This is a genomic window from Psychrobacter sp. CoH-33_TS_01 (assembly GCF_058189395.1).
Genome location: NZ_JBVGQI010000001.1, coordinates 539,902 through 560,760, shown reverse-complemented (window position 1 = coordinate 560,760; position 20,859 = coordinate 539,902). Strand labels below are relative to the sequence as shown.

The window sequence follows — 20,859 nt, the reverse complement described above, 5'->3', positions numbered from 1 at the left end:
TGCCCGTACCGCCTTATATCGACCCTATTTCTTGAGCTATACCCTGCATTAAGGAACGCCCCATGTCTATTCAGCCACTTAACACTTTCCCCAAAAGCAGCTCCTCACAAAGCGTGCCCTCACCACTCACGACAATGTTAGGCTGCGAGCACATTCCTTTTGACCCTAGTCTTTGGACAGGACGTCATGAGCCGGATGAGTCAGAGCGGGCGCGCTATTGGTACCAGCTGCTGGATAGTTATGATAATCAGCGAGTGGGTTTGGTCGGCTTTGCCTGTGATCAAGGGGTAAGGCGTAATTTAGGTCGTGTGGGCGCCAAGACGGGGCCTAACCATATTCGCCAAGCGTTTGCGAAGTTACCTTGTCCGGCAGTATTGCAAGATAGCTTTGTTACCACTGCTACCACTGCCCTTACCTCACTGGTGGGCGATGCGGGTGATATTCTCTGTCACGATGGCGGTGAGCTAGCACCAGATACTCTCGAGCAAACGCAAGCGCAGTACTCCCAACAAGTCCGGCGTATTATCCAGCAAGGCAACCTGGCTATTGGGCTTGGCGGTGGTCATGCTATTGCTTATGCCAGCTATCAGGGCTTATGGCAGGCGTTTAACGCCAATGAGCTGACTACATCTAATACCGCAAATGCTAGAGCAAATCCATTACCCAAAATCGGTATCATTAACTTTGATGCCCATCTCGATATCCGCAAAGCGCCTAAAGGCACTTCTGGCACCCCTTTCCGACAAATTGCTGAACATTGCCAGGCCCATGACCAGCCTTTTCATTATTGCTGCATCGGGGTCAGTCAGTTTTCTAACACTGCCGCTCTCTTTGACCGCGCTGAAGAGCTTGGTGTGACGGTAATCAGTGATGATACGTGTGCCCGCGCATCCTGGGAGAATATTGCCCAGCAGCTTAGCGACTTTATCGCGCAAGTAGACATCATTTATGTCACGATAGACTTAGATGGCCTACCCGCCAGCGTGATGCCGGGAGTAAGCGCCCCTGCCGCCAAAGGTATTTCTTTAGATTTCGTTGAGCGCTGCTTAGAGCACATCTTTGCGCAAGGTAAAGTTAAGATGGCGGATATTGCCGAGCTGAATCCCAATTACGATATCGATGGTCGCAGTAGCAAAGTGGCTGCACGCTTATTGGCGCTAATGATTGAGTATCATTTATTAGTGGTTAATAAAGAGTCTGCAGCTTAAGCATAGTTTGCAAAAACCTCTTATCCATGACCTATTTTAAATGCCCTCTCATCCCTAAATCGACTAACAATAAACTATAAGGATATTTACTTATGACGCCTTACACCCCTTTCCCAAGCGACTTTGATACGCTAATCATCCATGCCAACATAGCTACCTTTAATGAGCATTATGGCTTTGTTAGCCACCCAAGCGACGGGCAAGACCACGTCCCTTATGGTCAATTATTAGACGCCGCCATAGCTATTCAAGCCGGCCAAATCGTTTGGCTAGGCGACAGTCAGACCGCCTTAGATGGGTTAGGCGCCCATCACGAAGACGTCATTGGGGCAGCTGAAGACGAACTAGAGCCGCATTACGAACTTATCGATGCCGAAAACCGTTGGCTGACCCCTGGTCTAATCGATTGTCATACCCACCTGGTCTACGGTGGCAATCGCAGCAATGAGTTTGAAGCCCGACTCAAAGGCGTCAGTTATAAAGAAATCGCTGAAAATGGCGGCGGTATTGTCGCCACCGTATCCGCGACCCGTCAAGCCAGCAGCGCAGAGCTGTATCAGCAAAGTGAAAAACGCCTGCAAGCGCTATTAAAAGAAGGCCTGACCTGTATCGAAATTAAATCGGGCTATGGTTTGGATTTAGCGACTGAGCGTAAGATGCTACAAGTCGCGCGGCAGTTGGGCGCAGATTACGGCATCACTGTTAAGACCACTTATCTCGCGGCGCATGCTTTACCACCGGAGTATAAAGATAATGCGGATGGCTATATCGAGCAGGTCTGTACCTGGTTGCCTATCTTACATAAAGAAGGATTGGTCGATGCGGTCGATGGCTTCTGTGAGAATATTGGTTTTACCGTCGCACAAATGCAGCGGGTGTTCGAAGTTGCAAAGGACTTAGGCTTACCCGTCAAACTCCATGCCGAGCAGCTTAGCGATATGGATGGCAGTGCTCTGGTTACTGAATACCAAGGGTTGTCGAGCGATCATCTAGAATACTTAAGCGTCAAAAACGCCGTCTTAATGGGTAAAAGTGGCACGGTCGCGGTGTTATTACCCGGGGCTTTCTATACCTTGCGAGAGACCAAACTGCCACCGATGGACGCCCTACGCGAGCACCAAGTGCCCATCGCCTTATCGACCGACTGCAACCCCGGCACCTCACCCCTGACCTCACTATTGCTCACCGTCAATATGGGCTGCACGCTATTTAGCATGACCCCAGAGGAAGCGCTCGCTGGTATTACCATTCATGCGGCAAAAGCGTTAGGTTTGGCTAATAAAGGGCAGATTGGCATAGGTATGGATGCAGACTTAGCATTATGGGATATCACCCGTCCTGCAGATTTGGCGTATCAGATTGGTTTTAATCCGCTGAGCCGAGTGATGATTGCTGGAGACTGGCGCGCCTAGTTATTTTGCTGTAGAGCAAGCCATTACCTTTGCCACTCAATAAGTGGTTATCTTTAGCATAGAACAAGCGGTTATCTTTCCCACAGTATAAAACCTATAGTCAAACTCCAACCTCTAGATTGCCCTCGGTTTATTCACAAAATACTACCGAGAGCATCTTGCTGCCTGCTAGCTATTCATATACGATTCGTATACGTTTCATATATTAGCAATTAGGCTAAACATTAAGGCAAAAATTAAAGGGAAAACTATGGGTATCGTCAAAATAGATGACGCACTGCACGAAGAGATTCGCAAGGCCAGCGGGGTTATGGTGCGCTCTATCAACGCACAAGCCGAGTACTGGATTAAGATTGGCATGCTCGCTGAAGCCAACCCCAATCTTAGTTATTCGCAAATCATCAGTGAGCAGCTAGAGCAAGCCCAAGTTAGCGTTAATAAGATTAGCGTTAATAAGATTAGCGTTAATAAAGTGACCTTTAATGCGGCTGTAGCTCTGCCTACGGAGGAGCTGATAGATGGATAAGGTTGAATGTAAAACCGCAGAGGAACTAGCCCTTATGCGCGAGTCGGGCAAACTCTTGGCGGCTGTCTTTGCCTATCTCGATAACCATATCAGCGTGGGTATGTCCACTATGGCAATCGACACCTTGGTAGAGCGTTATATTGTCGATGAGTTAGGCGCTCGCCCCGCCAGTAAAGGACAATATGGTTATAAGTACTCGCTGAACACTTCCCTCAACGACGTGGTCTGTCATGGCATGCCTTCTGAAACCCAGCACCTAAAGTCTGGCGATATTATCAACCTAGATATCACCTTAGAAAAAAACGGCTTTATCGCCGACTCTAGCAAAATGTATCTGATTGGTGAGGTCTCCCCACAAGCCCAACGCTTGGTCGAAAAGACTTATGAAGCCATGTGGCAAGGTATCCACGTGGTCAAGCCCGGCGCCACCTTAGGCGATGTCGGCCATGCTATCCAAAACCATGCCGAAAAAAACGGCTACAGCGTAGTGCGTGAATACTGTGGTCATGGGATTGGCCGTGAGATGCACGAAGCGCCTGAAGTCATGCATTATGGCCGCGCTGGCAAAGGCTTGGTGCTCCAAGAGGGGATGACTTTTACCATTGAGCCGATGATCAACCAAGGCAAGGCTAAGATAAAGAATAAAAAGGATGGTTGGACGGTGGTAACTGCGGATAAGAAATTGTCTGCCCAGTGGGAACACACTATAGCCGTCACAGCGAAGGGTTATGAGGTGCTGACGCTCAGAGCTGAGGAGCTAGGCGATACTGATAAAATAGCGCCACAAGCAGCGGTGCTTTAACCTCATTAGTTTAATGATGACAATCCTATAAAACAATAAGCCAATAAGCCAATAAACGCCTAGAGTCGACCTTAAGAAATACTCATCATTAACTCATAAGGAATACAAAAAGCGCTGTCCTTTTTAATAGGTTTTAAGCAGTGTAGCACCTCTGAATAGTCAGGGTCTTTCGCCTCATGTTGCTTATTGAGTTGCTGTAGGGAGATAGGCCGTAGCGTGCGTGAATTAATATGAATCACTTTTGCAGGCTGCCCATCTAGCAAGATTTCCTCTTCCAAATCTTGCATCTCTCCCTCTTCATCAAAACGAAAAGTAGCATTATTCACGGTATCGACCGTTTTACCTTTGGGTAAAGTAAAGGTTATTTCCTTCACATAATAAACCATGCTGGCGCCGCTGACGCCCTCGAATTCACACGGCTTTTCCACAGCCTGTCTTTCTAACAAGGCAGTCACGAGGGTGCAGGTCGTGTCCCCTTTGACGGGCGCTACCATTGCCAACGCACTGACCGATAGTAACGAACAAGGGACAAGGATACAGAGTGCTTTTAGCATGAGGGGTCACTCCTAATAGGCGAACTGTAGGCGTATGGGTTTAATGCTATTAAACGCTGTCTATCAAGGAGTTGCTATAGCGCTCTTGTTACCTTATTTATAAAACTTCAAGGCCATAATTAGCGATTTACTTGCCACTTTATCTCCCTTACTATACGAGAGAACATACGTTTCGTTAATTAGATTTAACAGTAAGGATTAGGGGTTTCATCAATTTGGATGATGAGTATCGCAGTAAGCTTTGACTGGTTAGCGTCGGCATAACTGCTATCAATACCCAAACGAAACAAGACAGCGGCATTGTACAGCAACATTGTATGGCTGCAGACTTATACTTTACTAAACTCTATCTATTTACAGACGCGTGCTAGGAGTTAACCCTTAAATAGACGGAGATTCACAATGAGTGACCATAACCTAGAGCGTTTTGGTTATACGCAGGAACTTTCACGGACGCTGGAACTGCGAGATCTGGTCATCTATGGCTTTATCTTTATCGTGCCTATCGCCCCCTTCGGTATATTCGGTCATGTCATGAATGCCAGTGGCGGCATGATTGTCACCGCTTATATTATTGGTCTAATCGGCATGCTGTTCACCGCTATCAGCTACTCACAGATGGCCAAAGAATTCCCGATAGCCGGCTCCGTATATTCTTATGTGTCAAAAGGTGCTGGTAGCTTTGTTGGTTTTGTAGCGGGCTGGATTATGCTGCTAGATTATATTCTAGTACCCGCCCTATTGTATGTCGTAGGGGCCTTTGCCATTCACGATATTTTCCCCTCGCTATCCCCCGTATTTTTACTTATCGCTTTTGTCATCTTTAATACTTATATTAATATTCGCGGCATTAGCTTTACGGCGGTCTTCAACCGCTGGATGTTAGTCGCCGAGCTTATCGTGCTGGTTATATTCCTAGTGATGGGCGTGATAGCTATTAGCAATAATGTCAATGGCGCGGTCTTTTCTATCGCCCCCGTTTATCAACCCGATACCTTTTCACTGGGACTTATTGTTTCTGCCGTGCCTATCGCTGTATTAAGCTTTCTGGGTTTTGATGGTATTTCTACCTTAGCGGAAGAAGCCAAAGGTGGCGGTAAGGCGGTGAGTAAGGCAATTTTCATTGTGCTATTCGTGATCGGTGGCTTATTCATTGCGCAAACTTGGATAGCGGCTTTGATTCAGCCTGATCCTAAGCAGTTTGCGAACCTGGATACCGCCTTTTATGATACCGCTCGCATAGCGGGTGGCAACTGGCTTGGCGTACTAGCCGCGGCCACTACAGCACTAGCTTGGGGTATAGCGGACTCGTTAGTGGCACAGGTCGCTACAGCCCGTATTCTCTATAGTATGGGGCGTGATCGCCTGCTGCCCTCTGCGCTGTCTCGGGTACACTCTCGCTACAAGACGCCTTATATCAGTACGCTGTTAGTGAGTTTGGTTTCTATCGTGGTTGGGCTAGCCTTTATGACAAATTTAGCGCTATTGACCTCTATTGTCACCATAGGGGCATTAACCGCGTTTATGATCCTCAATATCAGTACGCTATATTACTTTGTGATTAAGAAAAAATCTTACAACGTCTTTTTGCATATTCTCAGCCCTCTGCTCGGCGTAGGCGTGGTAGGGTATATTTGGAGTGGCTTTGAGGGCTATACTATTTTAATTGGTGCAGTTTGGGCCCTGATAGGTGTAGGTATTTATTACCTAGCTAAGCGCCGTGGCCAGCAAGTCAATATGGAGATTTAATATGAAAATTAAAACGATTCACGAAGTACATCATTGTTTCGACCACGATATCGCCCCGCTCGAGACCATCAGCTCCGGTGATACGCGGCGCTTTGATATCCAGGATGCCAGTGGCGGTCTAGTCGCTCGTGATAGTAAAGCTGAGCTGATGACCCGACTGCCTTTTGATAAGCTAAATCCCGTCTGCGGGCCGCTGTATATGGAAGACGCTGAACCCGGTGACGTCATTGAAGTTGAGTTATTAGACTTTGAGCCGGGCGGTTGGGGCTGGACCGCGATCATACCGGGCTTTGGTTTATTGGCGGACGAGTTTAGCTCGCCGTGGCTGAAGATTACTGAATACGATAGCGAGTCGGTCTACTTCGATAATGATATCGTGATTCCGTTTCGTCCCTTCGCCGGCACCATGGGTCTAGCCCCTGCCGAGCCCGGCGCTCACTCTATTGTGCCACCCCGCTATTGTGGTGGTAACTTAGATATTCGTGATTTGGTACAAGGTGCTAAGCTTTACTTACCTGTGCAAGTACCCGGTGGTCTGTTTAGTATTGGTGATACCCATGCCTGTCAAGGGGATGGTGAGGTTTGCGGCACAGCGGTAGAAACCCGCATGGCAGCTACTGCAACGTTAAGACTGCACAAGGGCGATAGTATCCCTATGCCTATGTTTGACATGCCAGCCGTGGCTAGCGATCAGGTCAATGAAGGCTATGTTGTGACCACCGGAGTAGGTCCAGATTTGATGACGGGTGCCAAAGACGCGCTGCGCTTTATGATTGATCGGCTGCATAAAAAAGCCGGTATGGACGAAGAAACGGCCTATGCGCTGTGCAGTGTGGCAGGACAATTAAAAATCAGTGAAGTCGTTGATCAACCCAACTGGGTAGTGTCTTTTTATATGCCGAAAGCTATCTTTAAATCACGCAGCCTAAAAATTATGTAGCTCGGCAGGCTCTTGTAATTAAGGGTTTTGTAATTAAGAGTGTTGTACTTAAAGATTCCTTACTTTTCATGCTCCTTTATTGTCATTTTGCTATGGTCGGACTTTAGGTGCGGTCATGGCAACGCATACCCCTTTATTTAAGGACTAAGGTAATTTCAACACAGTCAGCACCCCATAGCCCACCGACCGTGGCCAATCCGCAGCCACTTGCGGCACCCCTGCACCAGTCGCAAGCCTCTTCGCCGCATTAATCCAGCCGGCATGCCCTACGACCAGTATCGGCGCCTCCCCATTCGCTGACATCCGCTGACTAAGCCATTGCTCAACCCGAGTGAATAACTGCCGTACGCTCTCGCCATTGCCCGGTTGATACTCAGCAAAATCCTCACACCAAGCATCAATCTCATGCCAAGGTATTTGACTCCACGGCAAACCATTCCACTCGCCAAAATTCACTTCCATTAGCTCAGGCGCAATACGACACTCGAAACCACGCGCTGCTAATAGCTCTCCAACTTGTAAGGAGCGCTGTAACGGACTCACCCAAATGACTTTGGGTAAATGATGCCGTTGCGCATATTTATGGATTTGATTCGCCAGTCGCTTTAGTTTGCGCTTTGCCACGCCCCTATCGGTCTGACCCAGACAAATACCCTCGACGGCTAACGGTTTAGGATGTCGCCAAATGTATAAAGTCATGGTCATAGAGGGCTCTTAGTAGTAAGGCGTTATTTAAATAAATCGGTATAGCTTAGGCGAATATAGTGAATGAATAAATTTAAAGAATAGGTAAGGTAGCCGCCAATCCCATATAAATAGCCACTTCACTCAACTGTTGAGTAGCGCCCAATCCATCTCCGGTATAGCCATCAAGGCGACGTTTTAGCAGCCGGCGCATATAGTCAGTTGCGACTAAAGCCAATACTATTGCTAATACCCAATTTCCCAGAGTGATTTGCCATACGGTTTGTGGGAATACCATCCAAACTACGATGACCGCAAACAGCAACCAACTACTAGCAAATAGCCCCTGCCGTGCAGTCAATTGTTGCGCCATCGGTTTGGCTTTCGCATGTTCGATTTCACCACCATAAGGCAACAACGCAATTAGGCTAATACAACATAAGCGCGAGGCGGTATGGCCAACAATCAGTGCAACGATAGCAACGTAGAGTGGCATAGCGGCTAGTAAAGTCACTTTTAATAATAACGCCGACACCAGTCCTAGCGTGCCATAAGTGCCTAATCGCGAATCTTTCATAATGGTCAGGGTGCGCTCACGAGTCAGACCGCCGCCCAAACCATCGCAAGTATCCGCAAGCCCATCTTCGTGAAAAGCACCGGTAAGCTTAATCCCAAATGCGGTACTTATCACCGCCCCGACTAACGGGGTAAACAGACTGCTACCGAGCCAAAACACGCCAGCACACAGTATGCCAATTAATAAGCCCACTGCCGGAAAATGACGACTGCTTTGGTGCAGCCACTGTGGCTGATAGTTTTTTAACTCTGGAATGGGCAGCCGCGTTAAAAACTGCATGGCCACTAAAAGTAATATCCCTTCATGGCGCAATCGCCCTAGCAAAGTAGCGGCAGGGTTAGAATTTGTAGAACTCGAATTAGGAAGCTTAGAAGTGCCCATTAAGGTTTCACGTCAGCATCAACGCTCTCTTTCGCACTCGCCTCGCTCACCCCAGCGTCACTAAAGCTCGCCATCTCATTTAAGATAGCGCACGCCGACTGTAATAACGGATAGGCCAACGCCGCACCACTGCCCTCACCCAAACGCATTTGCCAATCTAATAACGGCTTAGCGTCTAGTAACTGCAACAGATGCGCATGACCCGGCTCGACCGAATGATGGGCAAAGATAGCAAACTGACGCACACCTGGCGCCAAACGCTCAGCGACCAATAAAGCCACACTGGCAATAAAGCCATCAATCAGTAGGATATGTCGCTCGCTTGCTGACTGAATAAAAGCACCAGTCATCATAGCTATCTCTAACCCACCCAATGCTCCCAATGCGGCTAGCGGTGAAGTTGCCTCACTATGACGCACTAGCACTTGGCTTAAGATAGCCGTTTTATGCTGCAAGCCCGCATCATCTAATCCCGTCCCGCGACCAATACAATCCGCAATCGGTACGTTACCCAGTCTAGCCAGCAACAAACTCGCCGCCGAAGTATTGCCAATACCCATCTCGCCAGCGATTAGCAAATTACCCTCAAGTTGCTCCGCAATCGTCATACCATGCTGTAACGCCAACACGCATTCTTCAGTACTCATCGCCGCTTCAGTTAAGGCATCGCGACTGCCATGACGCACCTTATAATCGAGCAGTTGCGGATGGCTAGTAAAGTCCGTAGCGACCCCAGCATCCACCACTTTAAGCTCGATATTATGCTGGCGTGCCAAGACATTAATCGCTGCCCTACCTTGTAAGAAATTCAGTACCATCTGTGCCGTGACCGCACTTGGATAGGCGGAAGTGCCATGCTGCGTTAGCCCATGATCGGCAGCAAATACCCGAATCTGCGGCTGCTCAATCTGCGGACTAGTCGTGCCTTGAATCATACCAATTTGCAATGCTAGCGACTCTAAGCGCCCTAACGCACCAAAAGGTTTGGTTTTATTATCAAGGATTTGCTGAAGTTGTTGCTGTAGAGCGGGATTGTCTATCGTAGGGATGGATGGTGCAGTAAAGTTGGTCAAAGGACAGTCCTATCATAACAATGAACCCATCCCCCTTTAAGCAAAGGAGGCGGAGAAAAATTAGGGAAATTTAAAAAATGATAATTTAGCGTTAAAGCTATTAAACACCCGACTCGCAAGTGATGGTTTTTGCGGCCTTATCAAAGGTCAACTCAACATAGCCGCCTTGCGCGACCTCATAACCGGTTGCGGTATTTTTACCCACATCAGAATAGCCTTCTATCAGCTCAGGCAATTTAAACTTTGGTCGTAACGCCATAAACTTAGTATCTGTAAAATACAAATTCATCTGGCTCCACTCATAGCCTTGTACGTAGTCAAACTTCAGCAATGGCTGACCAAATACCCTAGCATTCTTCAAAGTATAAGTGGTGATTTCGCCCTCTTCATCGACGGAGTAATCGCCCTTGGTATTTTTTTTGACGATGGAGGCTTTGTATTGGGTCAGTGGGTCTTCAACCGGATAAGGATAATCGCAGCCTGCCAGCATGGACTTGAAATACGGGGTCCAATCGGTCGTCTTATTCGCCTTCGTTGTTCCTATCGTAGCCGCAGTTGTGTTACTCACCACCGCTTGCCCCAATAAAGCCACCGCTATAATAATCCATTTATTCTGCATAGCTATTATTCCTAAAACAAGTCAGTGGAGAAGTAGTCAAAGTCACCTTAACAGGCAGATTATCAGCAGCATTAAGGCGGATATTTTTACTCCGTATCTTGCTAGTCATAGTAGCAAATTATTCTCTATAAATAATGACTTATCTAGTAAGCATGCCATTTCACTCTATAAAGTAAGCGCTTATTTATAGCCCGTTATTGCAAGCGTCATTATGTGTCGTCTTAACGCTAGCATGGCTTGTTTCAACCGTGCTGATTTGTCACACTAATGAGGGTGCGTTAATCATAAAAATAGCCACATATAAGGGAGTAGAGATGCTGACTATCGAAGAGTTCTTTGAGCAAAAGGTGCCGCCGCTACCCTTTCGCTTGGCTGTGCGTCCTACCCTGCCTATCGATGTCGCTATTTTTCATAGAACTATAGATTTAGCGGAGTGCTTCCTATCTTTTCCTTTTCGCTTACCGCCTGCCCTAGAGAGCTTCTTTTGCAAAATATCTGATATAAATAGTCAGAATTCCCCTGACCCTAACTATCAATACGATGCAGAGACACAAGCTATCCTAGACTCTGATGGTTATCAGCATTTTATGTTTTATCTGACCGTCTATACCAACTCTTTAGATCTTCTCTTGATTGAGGCCACCCCTGACTATTTGACCAAGCTCGGCATCCCTTTAGAGGAGAGCGTCGTGGTCGAGTACTACCCGTGTATGTACGACCCTATCAGTCTCCGCCATCCTTTATCTACCGCATTGGGTGGCGATATCAAAAAAATCATGCTGTACTGCCGGTTAATGCACGAGCACTTTTTGCAACTGTCGCTTAGCACCGGCGAATTGCGCTTATCAGCCGCCGATATTTTGGGTCAAGTCAGCCATACCGACCCTTTGCCCGAGAGTCCAGAGATGATCAATCTGCGCTACCGTCGCGATGTCTCCCACCTCGTCCGCAGCGTATTTTAAGGAAGGCGATATGAAGGATAGTTTGTACGTCAATCGAGTGATGTTGGCAGGGCACCTTGGCTATCCCCCCGTGCTAAAAACTGCCCCCGATGGCAAGGTATTTTGCCGCTTTAATCTGGCGACCCTAACCGCTTGGGTGGATGATGAAAGCCGCACACAAAAGATTCAAGATTGGCACCGCTGCGTGGTGTGGGGAGAGTCGGCACAGGAGTTTGTCGATGAGTGCAAAAGCGGCACGCATATAGAGTTAACGGGACGGCTACAGCCTAGATTTATTAAAGATGGTTTAGGCATGCGCCGAGAGATCGTAGAGGTGAGAGTCGCCTCGTGGCAAGTGGTCAGTGGTGGCAGAACTAAGGTACAGATTCCTTTGGATGATACGTTGGCTTTCTAGTTGCTTTTATAGTTTCTTCAGTGGGGATTGCCGCGTTTGACCCCAGCAAATTTATTCCGTTGTTGCTAAGGTGCAAGCAATACTGTTTTCTTCGCTATTAAACTCAAGCGTAGTGACGCCCGATTCCGTCACTTTATAACCCAGATTATTATTTGCCTTGACGCTGAATTTCGCAGCGTTGTCTTGATTAACCGGCAATTGAAACTGCGGTCTTAACGCCATAAACTTGCTGTCCATAAAGTATAGTTTCAAATTAACCCAACCCGACTCTTCTGCATATTCAAACTTTTCTAATGGATAGCCAAATACGGTAGCACCCTCTAAGCTGTAGGTAGTGAGCATGAGTAATGACGCGCCGTCTGAATAATTCTCCCCTACTACGCCAACGATGACGTCGTGATACTGCTTAGGTATTGCTGCATCTGTATCAGGCAGCGTGCATCCCGTCATCATAGGTTGAAAGTAAGGCGTCATATCTGTTGTGGATTGGGCTGCTTGGGCGATAGCGGTTTGACCCAGTAAGGCGATGCTTAAGACTATCAGAGTGTTTTTCATAGTGGCCTTCTCCTAAAACTTAAGCTATTTGCCTGTGCTCCACTTTTTATATTAGCACCTTTGTTGTTGATTAATAGCGGCTTAAGTGGTTTCTGCGTTATTTGCTACGGCCACGCCTTATACCCATAAAAAAAGCCCTGCAATTGCGGGGCTTTTGGTTAATCAGATATTAAATATTTAGGTATTGTATTAGTCAGGAAAATATTCAGGCACACTTCTTAAAAAGTCGTTTTTTATCTCTTTAACAAGATCATCATACTCGTCACTCGACGTAATAAAGTGTCTAAATTTATCCCAACTGTCGATATCTTCTGATCCATCTTCGTTAATAACACTATCAATATCGTCACTCATAGCAACTACTAAATCAGGTAAGGATAAATCATCTAAAGCACGATATATTCTGGACTCTAATTCATCGATAGCTGTCTGATACATTGAATGATCGTTGCCATGATAATTAAGGATGCCAAAGTACTCAAATAAATTTTTGAACTCGTCATCTAATGCTTCAACACTTCTATACTCTGACTTAATAACCCTAACCGTTTGTTCAATGAAGTCATCCCTAGAGCTTAAGGTAGCGAAATCACTGACGCCAGATAAAAGATCAAATAGTTTTTCATTACGCTCTTTTATATAAGTGTCAAACCAGTCCTCTTTACGCTCAACGTCTTTATAACTTGTACCGAGCTTTTCATAACTTGCTGCTAAGTCCAATGATAGCTGAGCAGTACCAGCGAGAGCTACATTCAGGTCTAAATCTTCCCGACCTGTATCCGTAAGGCTTCTTAAAACATCATGTAAGAACCTTATAAGCGCTTGAACGAATAGATAATCGCACCTAAATATGGAGATGTTGAGTTCTAACAGCTCTAATAATAATCTATTAATTTCAGAAATTAGATAGTCGTCACCCTCTACTCTTACGCGACTAAACGCTTCTTGTAGACTAAAAACTAGAGTCAATTCACTCGAGTTAAGCTTAAAGTCACTTCCTTCTGCCTGTAAATATCTATAACCAGAAGAAGCCGAAACAGCCCTAAAAAAATTAATATATTGTTCAAACTTATCTGCTACCGCATTATTTACATGATTATGGAGCTCTCTAAACATTATGACTCTCTTATTTATTATATAAATTGTTCATTAGACTTAATTACGTCTTAACCGTCACCTGACCATTCATTAGCATCGGGAGTAGCCAGTCTCTAAGTTCACTCAATTGCTTGCTCTGCCTTTCTTTAACGATAACTTCTAAATAAATATTTTCCATTATTGGGTTTATAGTAGCTAATATTTCTATAGGAGGAATAATAATGGGTGTATTCTTTAAATTATTTTGATTGACTTTTTTTTGGATTGACCCGCTCATCATATTTATCACAGGAATATTTTTCAAAACTTGATAAAGAAGAGCATTTGAAAAGCCCTTAGTAGCTTCTAACACATGAGCATGATTATTAACCCAAACTTTGCCACTAATAAATTGAAGAATAGGAAAGCCCTCAGGGTCTATCACTGAGCCATCTTCAGCTAAAAGCACATACTCACCATCAAATATATAATCATTGACATAATCCATAATGGACGTTGCCCCATAATAAGGTATTTTCCCTTGCATTTTTTCTCGCTGCCTTCCTGATAAAGGCACTCTTTTTGAATCGTGAATTACTATAATGTCGTCAAGTACTGATTGTTCCCATTCCTCAGGTATTTCACGTTTAAGAGTCTCGTTATACACCATCTTACCGCCAGATGTTTTGTAAGGCTTACCATCGGCATCAGGGAAATCAAACTGAACAAACCAGTAGTCGTATAACGTCTTGGCCATTGCTTCAAGCTCAGCATTGATACGATTATTTAAATTTATTTTATCTTCTAAAAAGTCTAGTAATAGTGTAATGCGTTTTTGCTCATCAACAGTGGGCAATGGAACTTTTACAGCACATATTCGCTCTGGTGAAGTATGCTTTACTTTAGATCCAGAGGAAGTAAGACGAATCTGCTCACGAACTGTTTTAGTCTTAAAAAGATGGTAGAAGTACTCTTTGATTATATATTTAGAGTCGGTAGTAACCAGACCTAATCGCTGATTATGTAAATAAACATCAGACTCAGGAATACGAGCACAACTACCGAGCAAACCTTCAGCTTGCTCCGTCATTGCAACGATTAAATCATTTTTTTTATGTAAATATTCTTTAGGTATTTCTCCTGAATAAAACTTTTCTTTGCCTTTCTGTCGTTTAAAGCCGCCTTCTTCATAAAAATTACCCGGCGTTAGAACAATATAATCAGTTTCTTGATTAGTAAAAAACTCACTTTTAAATGGAAAACCATGCTTTATTTGCACTTTACCTTTCAAATTTGATATAGGAAACTTACTCATAATTTAACCTCACCAACTGCTTTTTAATCTCAGCTTCCAACTCATGTGACTCTTTAAACAAGTTTTCCAAAGTACTAGTAAATCCCTTCATCTTTTCAGAGAACTCTTGAGGTGTAATGTCTGTGTACTCTATTTTTACTTCAAAATACTGGCCCGCACTTAAGCTATAGTTTTTCTTCTTAATGTCTTCATAGCTGACCGTCACTGAAAGCTCATCAACTTGCTGCTTATCATTAAAGACATCGATAATTTGCTTTTCTTCTTCAGCGCTTAATACCGTCTTTTGATTCTTGCCATCTTTGATCTTTGTGCCCAAGTTAGACGCATCGACTAACACTACATCGCCATCATTACTGTCATCGATGAAGATAATAGAGACGTTTGTACCGGTCGTCGCAAAGATATTTGATGGCATAGACACCACGCCCGCCAGCATCTTGTCTTCGACTAATCGCTGGCGAATCTTTTTATCGATACCTGATTGAGCAGTAATAAAACCTGTGGGTACAACAATAGCCGCTTTGCCGCCTTTTTTGAGCGAATGAATAATGTGCTGTAAGAACAGCTGATAGATCTCCATCTTATCTTTGCTTTTAGGCTTAATCTTAGGAATACCTGCAAAGAAGCGCTCTTTGTTTTCTTTACTATTGAGATCAGCATGAAAGTCACTGAAATCTAGCTTAAATGGTGGATTGGAGACGATGTAGTCAAACTTCCTAAGCTCCTCCCCTTCTTTATGGTAAGGATGCAGTACAGTATTACCCTGAACTACATTAGGAATAGAGTGCACGAGATTATTTAAGATTAAATTTAAGCGTAATAAACTAGAGGACTTTTGCGAAATATCTTGGGTATAAATGCTACAGCGGTCTTCACCAATGGCATGCGCGATATTCATGAGCAAAGTGCCTGACCCTGCCGAAGGGTCGTAGCAGGTGACATCCTTAACTTTACCGCGTACTGCTTTCGGTACGAGGATCTCTGCCATAATGCGTGCGACAGCATGAGGGGTAAAGTACTCTGCATACTTGCCGCCTGAGTTACTGTTATAGTCTTTAATCAAGTACTCGAAGATATTGGCGTAGAAATCAAACTTCTGGGTAAAGATGCGCTCAAAGCTAAACGCCACTAACTTATTAATTACGGCACGGCAAAAATCATCTCGCTTAGACTCATCAGCGATAAAGCGGCTAATACGATCAAACAAGACGACTTTAGAGCCACTGTCGGTTTTTACCGCAAAGATTTCATTATTGGTTGCAGCAATATCTATCAATGTGTCATCGAATAGCTTGGCAAACTCAGGGGTATTTTGTTGACTAAACAGATAACTTATAAAGTGATGAGGTTGCAATCTAGCAGTATCTGCATTCATTTGCAGTTGCAGCATCTCAAACTCTTCCTCACTCATGTTACTGAGTGCCTCTTCCCAGTGGTCTACTTTCGCTAAATCCTCATCTATCTTTTTTGCTTCATAGGCAAACTTATCATTCAAAAATTTATAGAGAAATATTTGCGTGATGATCTTGAACTCATTCCCATCATTGCCTAGTCCATAATTGGCACAAATGCTCTTTAGGCTATCAATTAACTCTTGGGTTTTTATCTTAAATTCAAGCTCTACCATGTACGGGCTCCAGTGTGGTATTCATTAATATATTCTGAGACGACTAACTTATTGATATAGCGCGAGCTATCAGGTTTTAATTTAATCTTATGGTCCTTCATGAAGCGACTAATGACGGTCGGCATCATCTGACCTTCAAAGTAGCTTTCATTATCGATAATCTGACGGTTATTGAGCACCTTTTCGTCAGCATCTCGCTTCACCGCCATCAAAGCCTCGTGGATACTGAACTCTTTAGCGTTAATATCCCCATGTTGCTGGCGCTCTACAAGCCGCTTATGAATACGCGCGTACTTTGTGTCACCATCATATTTTTGTCGTATTTGTTCATTCATGCGGTTGAGTTCTTTGATACGCTGATACACTTTTGCAAGCTCATCAATGTTAGCAGTCATCTCACTCTGTGAGACTTCACTAAGATTTCTATGTTTAAATATTCGCTCTAGCTCTTCTTTTAATTTAATAAACTCTGGGTCTTTTTGATCAAAGTTACCCGCCAAAGCTTCACGAGTTTTACGCAAAGTATTTTTGAGTTTATCCGCCAGTACTAACTCTTCTTCACCTATTTTTGTGAACTTAAAGATTACATCCTCTAAGGCTTGGTTGAGTAAATTACTAGTATTAGACCCTTCTTGAAGATTTTTTCTAGTGTTAAGCAGGTCTAGATGATTGCTGGTCTCACGATACAAGATGCTTAGCTTGCCAAAATCGAGGGTTTCTAAAAGGTCATAATAGCCTTGCAGACGAATTAAGTTGTATAAGCCCCTAGCATCGCCAAGCGCTTTTTTCAGCGTTAATACTGCCTCCCTATCTTGCATTTGACTAATTTGGTCGCAGAATACTTCCATATTGTTGGTTTCAAAGCGAAATAGCACGTCTTTGATTTGTTCAATTTCTTTATTAATTTCTTCTTCTGATTTAAACAGATTGGAGTAATGCTCTATCTCATCACCAAGCTCTGATTGCAACTCTTTAAAATAGGCTTTATTAGTCGCTTCAAACTCTTTGCGAATATCTGCAAAATCGACGACGTAGCCATACCTAAAGCTCTTATAAGCGCGATTTACACGGGTTAGGGCCTGCAGTAAGTTATGCGTACGGATGACACGACCAAGATAAAGCTTTTTTAGTCGTTTGGCATCAAAGCCCGTCAATAGCATGTTATAGACAAACAAAATATCGACTTTACCCGCCTTAAAGTCTTCTACCCACTCTTTGCGCTCTTCTTTAGTGCCGTTATCATGCAAAATAAGTTTAGCGGACTTTACTTTGACTCGTTGTTTTAATGACTCAATATAGTCGTCAGACTTTGACTCAGTAGTTTGTTCTAACTGCTCAATATCCATCGTTGTCTCAGATTTTGGCGCATAGACATTATTAAAGATTTTATACATCTGCCGTGCTTGCTCGGAGCTATCACAAATGACCATCCCACCAATACTAGTATCATTCAACGCGGCGCGACTCTTTTCAAAATCATCGATAATATATTTGAGCATAGGAGCTACGAAATTTGGGTGCGAATAAATCTCCTTGCGGTCTACTTGACCCATCAGCACTTCAACTTCAGCTAAAGCTTCCTCTAGCTTCATTTTATACTTGGTATTAATCTGCTCACGAATTAAGCGTAAGGTATAGCCATCGGCAATGGAGGCGTTGTAATAGTATTTATGAATATAATCACCGAATAACGCTCGAGAGTTATAGTCATCGCCCAGTAACGGTGTCCCAGTCAGACCAATCTTGATAGCATTATTATCAGATTGGGTTAAGTTTGCCAAAAAGCTGCCTTTTGGATTATAGCTACGATGCACCTCGTCTAAAAAATATACTCGCTGAATGTCGAGGTTATAATCTTTTGTCGATACAACATCTGGGTCATCTTTAAATTTTTGGATGTTAACTACAGTGATTTCAAGCTCACCTGAGTGATTATGGATGACCTGGGTCGCCTTGATATCCCGAGCGAACTCATCTCGTGAATTAACCGTACGAACTCGTAGGTTACGGGCCGTAAATTCTCGTTGAGCCTGTTGTAGTAGATCCAATCTATCGACAATAAAATAAAACTTAGGAATAATCTGACGTTTTTGGAAGTAATCCGTCAAAAAACGTACATTATAAAAAGCTAACGCCGTCTTCCCACTGCCTTGAGTGTGCCAAATGATACCTTTTTTGATACCCTCATTTAGTTTGTCCGCAATCGCCTTAGTCGCGAATATCTGCGGATAACGCATGATATGCTTCTCTAGCCCTTTGCTCTCTTGGACATATACTAAGGCATACTGTAAAACAAACGCTAAGCGCTCTCGACTCACTAACGATGTGCAAATATAGTTGGTAGGTTTCTCTACAGCAGTATTGGTCTGGAACTCTGGACTATTACGGATAACGGTTAAATTATTATCTTTTAATACACTTAGCTCATCAGTCTCAGTCAGTGGTTTTAATAACGAAGTATAATTAAACGTCTCTTCTTCACGGAAGTAGTTGAAGATAGGCTTGTTATAAGAAGTGCTGGCGTAAAACGCCCCTTGAATGGGTTCAGGATCTCCATCCTCATAAGGCATATTATTAGAGAAGATCATAAACTGAGTGATGTTTATAAAGCGCCTGAACCTGGTATTACTAAAGCGTTTATTAATACGATCGCGCTCAGCGATAATACCGTCTCGGTTATTAGGCTTTTTGACTTCTATAAAAACTAAAGGCATACCATTGATAAGCAGCGTGATATCAGGACGGAACTCCTCATCGCCATTCTTACAGGGCAGCTCTGTAACCACATGAAAACTATTATTATTGAAATCTTCAAAGTCGATTAGCCTTGTCCCTGAACGTTCTGTCAATTTTTCAAAGAAAGCCCTGCCCAAGTCTTCGTTGTCCAAGAGAAGTTTTACATCTTCAAATAAGCGCTTAACATCCTCTTCTTTCATGCCATTGTTGATACGCAGCATCGCATCGCGGAATAAGTCAGGGAAGATATTAGTTTCGATATCCCACTTAGCACCTTTAAGAGATAAGTACTGATACCCTAATTTCATCAAGTGTAAGATAGTCGGGATTTTGACACGGGAATCTTCGTTAAAGCTCATGGTGCTTAGCTCACTTAAATCGCAATGGATAGTAGAGTAGATAAATTAGGAAGTCTATATCAGAAGGATGATGCACGACATTTAGTGTCGTTAACTCTGTTAATTTATATTGATAATATAGCTTAATGCCTAGATATTAAAGCCTATCTCATAGAAATCCTTAGGGCTCAAGTATAGCAAGTTAGCAATCTTGGATTTTTATTGACAAAAGTAGGGTTTCATAATAATTTAAGAGGGCGTTATTCAATGCAATATATTGATTTAATTATTTAAAATTGTTTTTACTGAGCCTGCTCGTCATTATAAGGACATGACCATTATGAAAGTTACCCCTCTTGCCAGCCTAGCCCGCCTACTTCCCCTTACCACTGCTATCGCATTAACCAGTATTGCGCTCCCTGCTCAAGCCTATGATTACGAATGCAAACCTCCTAAAACAAGCTATGCAGAAGTGTACTGTACTGACGATAACCATCTCTTTGTTGCTCATAATAAAGATTACCAACCGCAAGCCCTTATTAATAAACAAGGCAAAGTTCTCGCAAATTTAAAGGGATATGAAAATGTAGATCAGTGGAGTATGCAGAGTGGCTACTTTGCGGTACAGAAGAATGGCAAAGTCGGCTACATGACGACTCAAGGAAAATTAGTAGTTCCAACAATCTATGATGACCTACAAGACCCTGATGACAAATACGATGAAACTTGGGCTAATAGCGTCATGGATGGACGAATTATCGTTCGTAAAAATGGTAAATTTGGCATTATCGACACGGCTAATAAAGTCATCTTACCGTTCAATAATAAATATGATTATATTGATGAATTTAGCGAAGGGATGGCAGCAGTAGAGTCGAAAGCTGGTAAATGGGGCTTTATAAACCTTAATGGTAAAGAAGTAATAGCACCGCAATACGACTACATCAACGGTAACTTTGGTGGATACTACGGATTTACCGAAGGTCTAGTAAGTGTCGCTAAGGGCAAGAAATGGGGCTTTATCACTAAGACGGGTAAAGTTGCTGTACCTTTTATTTATGACGATGCACGACCCTTCAGAGAAGGCTTAGCGGGCGTGCTAAAGAATGGCAAATGGGGCTTTATCGATGGTGCTAATAAAACCGTAATTCCTTTCCAATATGCAGATAAAAACGTACAAAGATTAAGCGTAAATTACATGGCAGCGGATCATTTTAATTTCGTTGATGGCCAAGCTATTATTGGGTCACAGAATGATGAGTATGTTTGTATTAATAAGGCCGCTAAAAAAGTGACTTGTGACTAAGCTGAGTCTTTAATCAGTATTTAT

General features: G+C 43.8%; 19 protein-coding genes. 9 read left to right on the top strand and 10 right to left on the bottom strand.

Going from position 1 to position 20,859, the window contains the following annotated elements:
- Positions 1–134 precede the first annotated feature (134 nt).
- The 4 genes from hutG to map all read left to right on the top strand — a co-directional run bounded on the left by hutG (position 135) and on the right by map (position 3,948).
- Positions 135–1,208 (top strand): formimidoylglutamase, encoded by a 1,074-nt coding sequence (gene hutG / locus ACZ2XM_RS02290; protein WP_490588546.1) that lies wholly within the window; start codon positions 135–137, stop codon positions 1,206–1,208.
- A gap of 92 nt (positions 1,209–1,300) precedes the next feature.
- The gene (hutI, locus tag ACZ2XM_RS02285; protein WP_490588445.1) at positions 1,301–2,620 is read left to right on the top strand and encodes an imidazolonepropionase; all 1,320 of its coding nucleotides are present in this window, start codon (positions 1,301–1,303) and stop codon (positions 2,618–2,620) included.
- A 250-nt stretch (positions 2,621–2,870) separates the two neighbouring features.
- A complete protein-coding gene (locus tag ACZ2XM_RS02280; RefSeq protein ID WP_490588446.1) occupies positions 2,871–3,146 on the top strand; it encodes a ParD-like family protein in 276 nt (91 codons plus the stop codon).
- Positions 3,139–3,948, top strand: coding sequence for a type I methionyl aminopeptidase (map, locus tag ACZ2XM_RS02275; RefSeq protein ID WP_490588447.1), 810 nt, complete (start codon positions 3,139–3,141; stop codon positions 3,946–3,948). The genes ACZ2XM_RS02280 and map overlap by 8 nt, the downstream gene beginning before the upstream one ends.
- 71 nt (positions 3,949–4,019) lie before the next feature.
- On the opposite strand, the gene ACZ2XM_RS02270 is transcribed toward map, so the two are convergent.
- On the bottom strand, positions 4,020–4,502 hold the full coding sequence (locus ACZ2XM_RS02270) for a hypothetical protein (RefSeq protein WP_490588448.1): 483 nt from the start codon (positions 4,500–4,502) through the stop codon (positions 4,020–4,022).
- Positions 4,503–4,904: 402 nt separating this feature from the next.
- Between ACZ2XM_RS02270 and ACZ2XM_RS02265 the strand changes: the two genes are divergently transcribed.
- Both ACZ2XM_RS02265 and ACZ2XM_RS02260 read left to right on the top strand, forming a co-directional pair.
- A complete protein-coding gene (locus ACZ2XM_RS02265; RefSeq protein ID WP_490588449.1) occupies positions 4,905–6,251 on the top strand; it encodes an APC family permease in 1,347 nt (448 codons plus the stop codon).
- A 1-nt stretch (position 6,252) separates the two neighbouring features.
- The gene (locus tag ACZ2XM_RS02260) at positions 6,253–7,191 is read left to right on the top strand and encodes an acetamidase/formamidase family protein (protein WP_490588450.1); all 939 of its coding nucleotides are present in this window, start codon (positions 6,253–6,255) and stop codon (positions 7,189–7,191) included.
- Positions 7,192–7,335: 144 nt separating this feature from the next.
- On the opposite strand, the gene ACZ2XM_RS02255 is transcribed toward ACZ2XM_RS02260, so the two are convergent.
- The 4 genes from ACZ2XM_RS02255 to ACZ2XM_RS02240 all read right to left on the bottom strand — a co-directional run bounded on the left by ACZ2XM_RS02255 (position 7,336) and on the right by ACZ2XM_RS02240 (position 10,525).
- On the bottom strand, positions 7,336–7,896 hold the full coding sequence (locus ACZ2XM_RS02255; RefSeq protein ID WP_490588451.1) for a histidine phosphatase family protein: 561 nt from the start codon (positions 7,894–7,896) through the stop codon (positions 7,336–7,338).
- Between the two features lie 73 nt (positions 7,897–7,969).
- Complete coding sequence (gene cobS / locus ACZ2XM_RS02250; protein ID WP_490598315.1) at positions 7,970–8,833, bottom strand: adenosylcobinamide-GDP ribazoletransferase; 864 nt, start codon at positions 8,831–8,833, stop codon at positions 7,970–7,972.
- Complete coding sequence (gene cobT, locus ACZ2XM_RS02245) at positions 8,833–9,906, bottom strand: nicotinate-nucleotide--dimethylbenzimidazole phosphoribosyltransferase (RefSeq protein ID WP_490588453.1); 1,074 nt, start codon at positions 9,904–9,906, stop codon at positions 8,833–8,835. The genes cobS and cobT overlap by 1 nt, the downstream gene beginning before the upstream one ends.
- A gap of 100 nt (positions 9,907–10,006) precedes the next feature.
- Positions 10,007–10,525, bottom strand: coding sequence for a hypothetical protein (locus tag ACZ2XM_RS02240; protein ID WP_490588454.1), 519 nt, complete (start codon positions 10,523–10,525; stop codon positions 10,007–10,009).
- Between the two features lie 314 nt (positions 10,526–10,839).
- On the opposite strand from ACZ2XM_RS02240, the gene ACZ2XM_RS02235 reads away from it, so the two are divergent.
- Positions 10,840–11,487: a hypothetical protein gene (locus tag ACZ2XM_RS02235; protein WP_490588455.1), complete on the top strand. Its 648-nt coding sequence runs from the start codon at positions 10,840–10,842 to the stop codon at positions 11,485–11,487.
- A gap of 10 nt (positions 11,488–11,497) precedes the next feature.
- Entirely contained in the window at positions 11,498–11,881 is a 384-nt protein-coding gene (locus tag ACZ2XM_RS02230; protein ID WP_201497368.1) for a single-stranded DNA-binding protein, read from the top strand.
- 51 nt (positions 11,882–11,932) lie between these two features.
- Here the strand turns inward: ACZ2XM_RS02230 and ACZ2XM_RS02225 are convergent, their stop codons facing one another.
- The 5 genes from ACZ2XM_RS02225 to ACZ2XM_RS02205 form a co-directional block, all read right to left on the bottom strand.
- Complete coding sequence (locus ACZ2XM_RS02225) at positions 11,933–12,436, bottom strand: hypothetical protein (protein ID WP_490588456.1); 504 nt, start codon at positions 12,434–12,436, stop codon at positions 11,933–11,935.
- A 189-nt stretch (positions 12,437–12,625) separates the two neighbouring features.
- The gene (locus ACZ2XM_RS02220) at positions 12,626–13,552 is read right to left on the bottom strand and encodes a hypothetical protein (protein WP_490588457.1); all 927 of its coding nucleotides are present in this window, start codon (positions 13,550–13,552) and stop codon (positions 12,626–12,628) included.
- A gap of 43 nt (positions 13,553–13,595) precedes the next feature.
- Complete coding sequence (locus tag ACZ2XM_RS02215) at positions 13,596–14,828, bottom strand: restriction endonuclease subunit S (protein WP_490588458.1); 1,233 nt, start codon at positions 14,826–14,828, stop codon at positions 13,596–13,598.
- A complete protein-coding gene (locus tag ACZ2XM_RS02210) occupies positions 14,821–16,455 on the bottom strand; it encodes an HsdM family class I SAM-dependent methyltransferase (RefSeq protein ID WP_490588459.1) in 1,635 nt (544 codons plus the stop codon). The genes ACZ2XM_RS02215 and ACZ2XM_RS02210 overlap by 8 nt, the downstream gene beginning before the upstream one ends.
- Positions 16,449–19,550: a type I restriction endonuclease subunit R gene (locus ACZ2XM_RS02205; protein ID WP_490588460.1), complete on the bottom strand. Its 3,102-nt coding sequence runs from the start codon at positions 19,548–19,550 to the stop codon at positions 16,449–16,451. The genes ACZ2XM_RS02210 and ACZ2XM_RS02205 overlap by 7 nt, the downstream gene beginning before the upstream one ends.
- Positions 19,551–19,869: 319 nt before the next feature.
- Here ACZ2XM_RS02205 and ACZ2XM_RS02200 point away from each other — a divergent pair, with 319 nt between their 5' ends.
- Positions 19,870–20,835, top strand: a complete 966-nt coding sequence (locus ACZ2XM_RS02200) for a WG repeat-containing protein (RefSeq protein WP_490588461.1) — start codon at positions 19,870–19,872, stop codon at positions 20,833–20,835.
- Positions 20,836–20,859: the final 24 nt, after the last annotated feature.

Excerpts from the sequence above, each read along its gene's own strand:
- ACZ2XM_RS02240 (WP_490588454.1), bottom strand. The coding sequence starts at position 10,525 with ATGCAGAATAAATGGATTATTATAGCGGTGGCTTTATTGGGGCAAGCG.
- ACZ2XM_RS02260 (WP_490588450.1), top strand. The coding sequence starts at position 6,253 with ATGAAAATTAAAACGATTCACGAAGTACATCATTGTTTCGACCACGAT.
- ACZ2XM_RS02220 (WP_490588457.1), bottom strand. The coding sequence starts at position 13,552 with ATGTTTAGAGAGCTCCATAATCATGTAAATAATGCGGTAGCAGATAAG.
- ACZ2XM_RS02205 (WP_490588460.1), bottom strand. The coding sequence starts at position 19,550 with ATGAGCTTTAACGAAGATTCCCGTGTCAAAATCCCGACTATCTTACAC.
- ACZ2XM_RS02210 (WP_490588459.1), bottom strand. The coding sequence starts at position 16,455 with ATGGTAGAGCTTGAATTTAAGATAAAAACCCAAGAGTTAATTGATAGC.
- ACZ2XM_RS02215 (WP_490588458.1), bottom strand. The coding sequence starts at position 14,828 with ATGAGTAAGTTTCCTATATCAAATTTGAAAGGTAAAGTGCAAATAAAG.
- hutG (WP_490588546.1), top strand. The coding sequence starts at position 135 with ATGTTAGGCTGCGAGCACATTCCTTTTGACCCTAGTCTTTGGACAGGA.
- ACZ2XM_RS02225 (WP_490588456.1), bottom strand. The coding sequence starts at position 12,436 with ATGAAAAACACTCTGATAGTCTTAAGCATCGCCTTACTGGGTCAAACC.
- ACZ2XM_RS02270 (WP_490588448.1), bottom strand. The coding sequence starts at position 4,502 with ATGCTAAAAGCACTCTGTATCCTTGTCCCTTGTTCGTTACTATCGGTC.
- ACZ2XM_RS02255 (WP_490588451.1), bottom strand. The coding sequence starts at position 7,896 with ATGACCATGACTTTATACATTTGGCGACATCCTAAACCGTTAGCCGTC.
- cobS (WP_490598315.1), bottom strand. The coding sequence starts at position 8,833 with ATGGGCACTTCTAAGCTTCCTAATTCGAGTTCTACAAATTCTAACCCT.
- ACZ2XM_RS02230 (WP_201497368.1), top strand. The coding sequence starts at position 11,498 with ATGAAGGATAGTTTGTACGTCAATCGAGTGATGTTGGCAGGGCACCTT.
- hutI (WP_490588445.1), top strand. The coding sequence starts at position 1,301 with ATGACGCCTTACACCCCTTTCCCAAGCGACTTTGATACGCTAATCATC.
- ACZ2XM_RS02280 (WP_490588446.1), top strand. The coding sequence starts at position 2,871 with ATGGGTATCGTCAAAATAGATGACGCACTGCACGAAGAGATTCGCAAG.
- ACZ2XM_RS02265 (WP_490588449.1), top strand. The coding sequence starts at position 4,905 with ATGAGTGACCATAACCTAGAGCGTTTTGGTTATACGCAGGAACTTTCA.
- ACZ2XM_RS02235 (WP_490588455.1), top strand. The coding sequence starts at position 10,840 with ATGCTGACTATCGAAGAGTTCTTTGAGCAAAAGGTGCCGCCGCTACCC.
- ACZ2XM_RS02200 (WP_490588461.1), top strand. The coding sequence starts at position 19,870 with ATGAAAGTTACCCCTCTTGCCAGCCTAGCCCGCCTACTTCCCCTTACC.
- map (WP_490588447.1), top strand. The coding sequence starts at position 3,139 with ATGGATAAGGTTGAATGTAAAACCGCAGAGGAACTAGCCCTTATGCGC.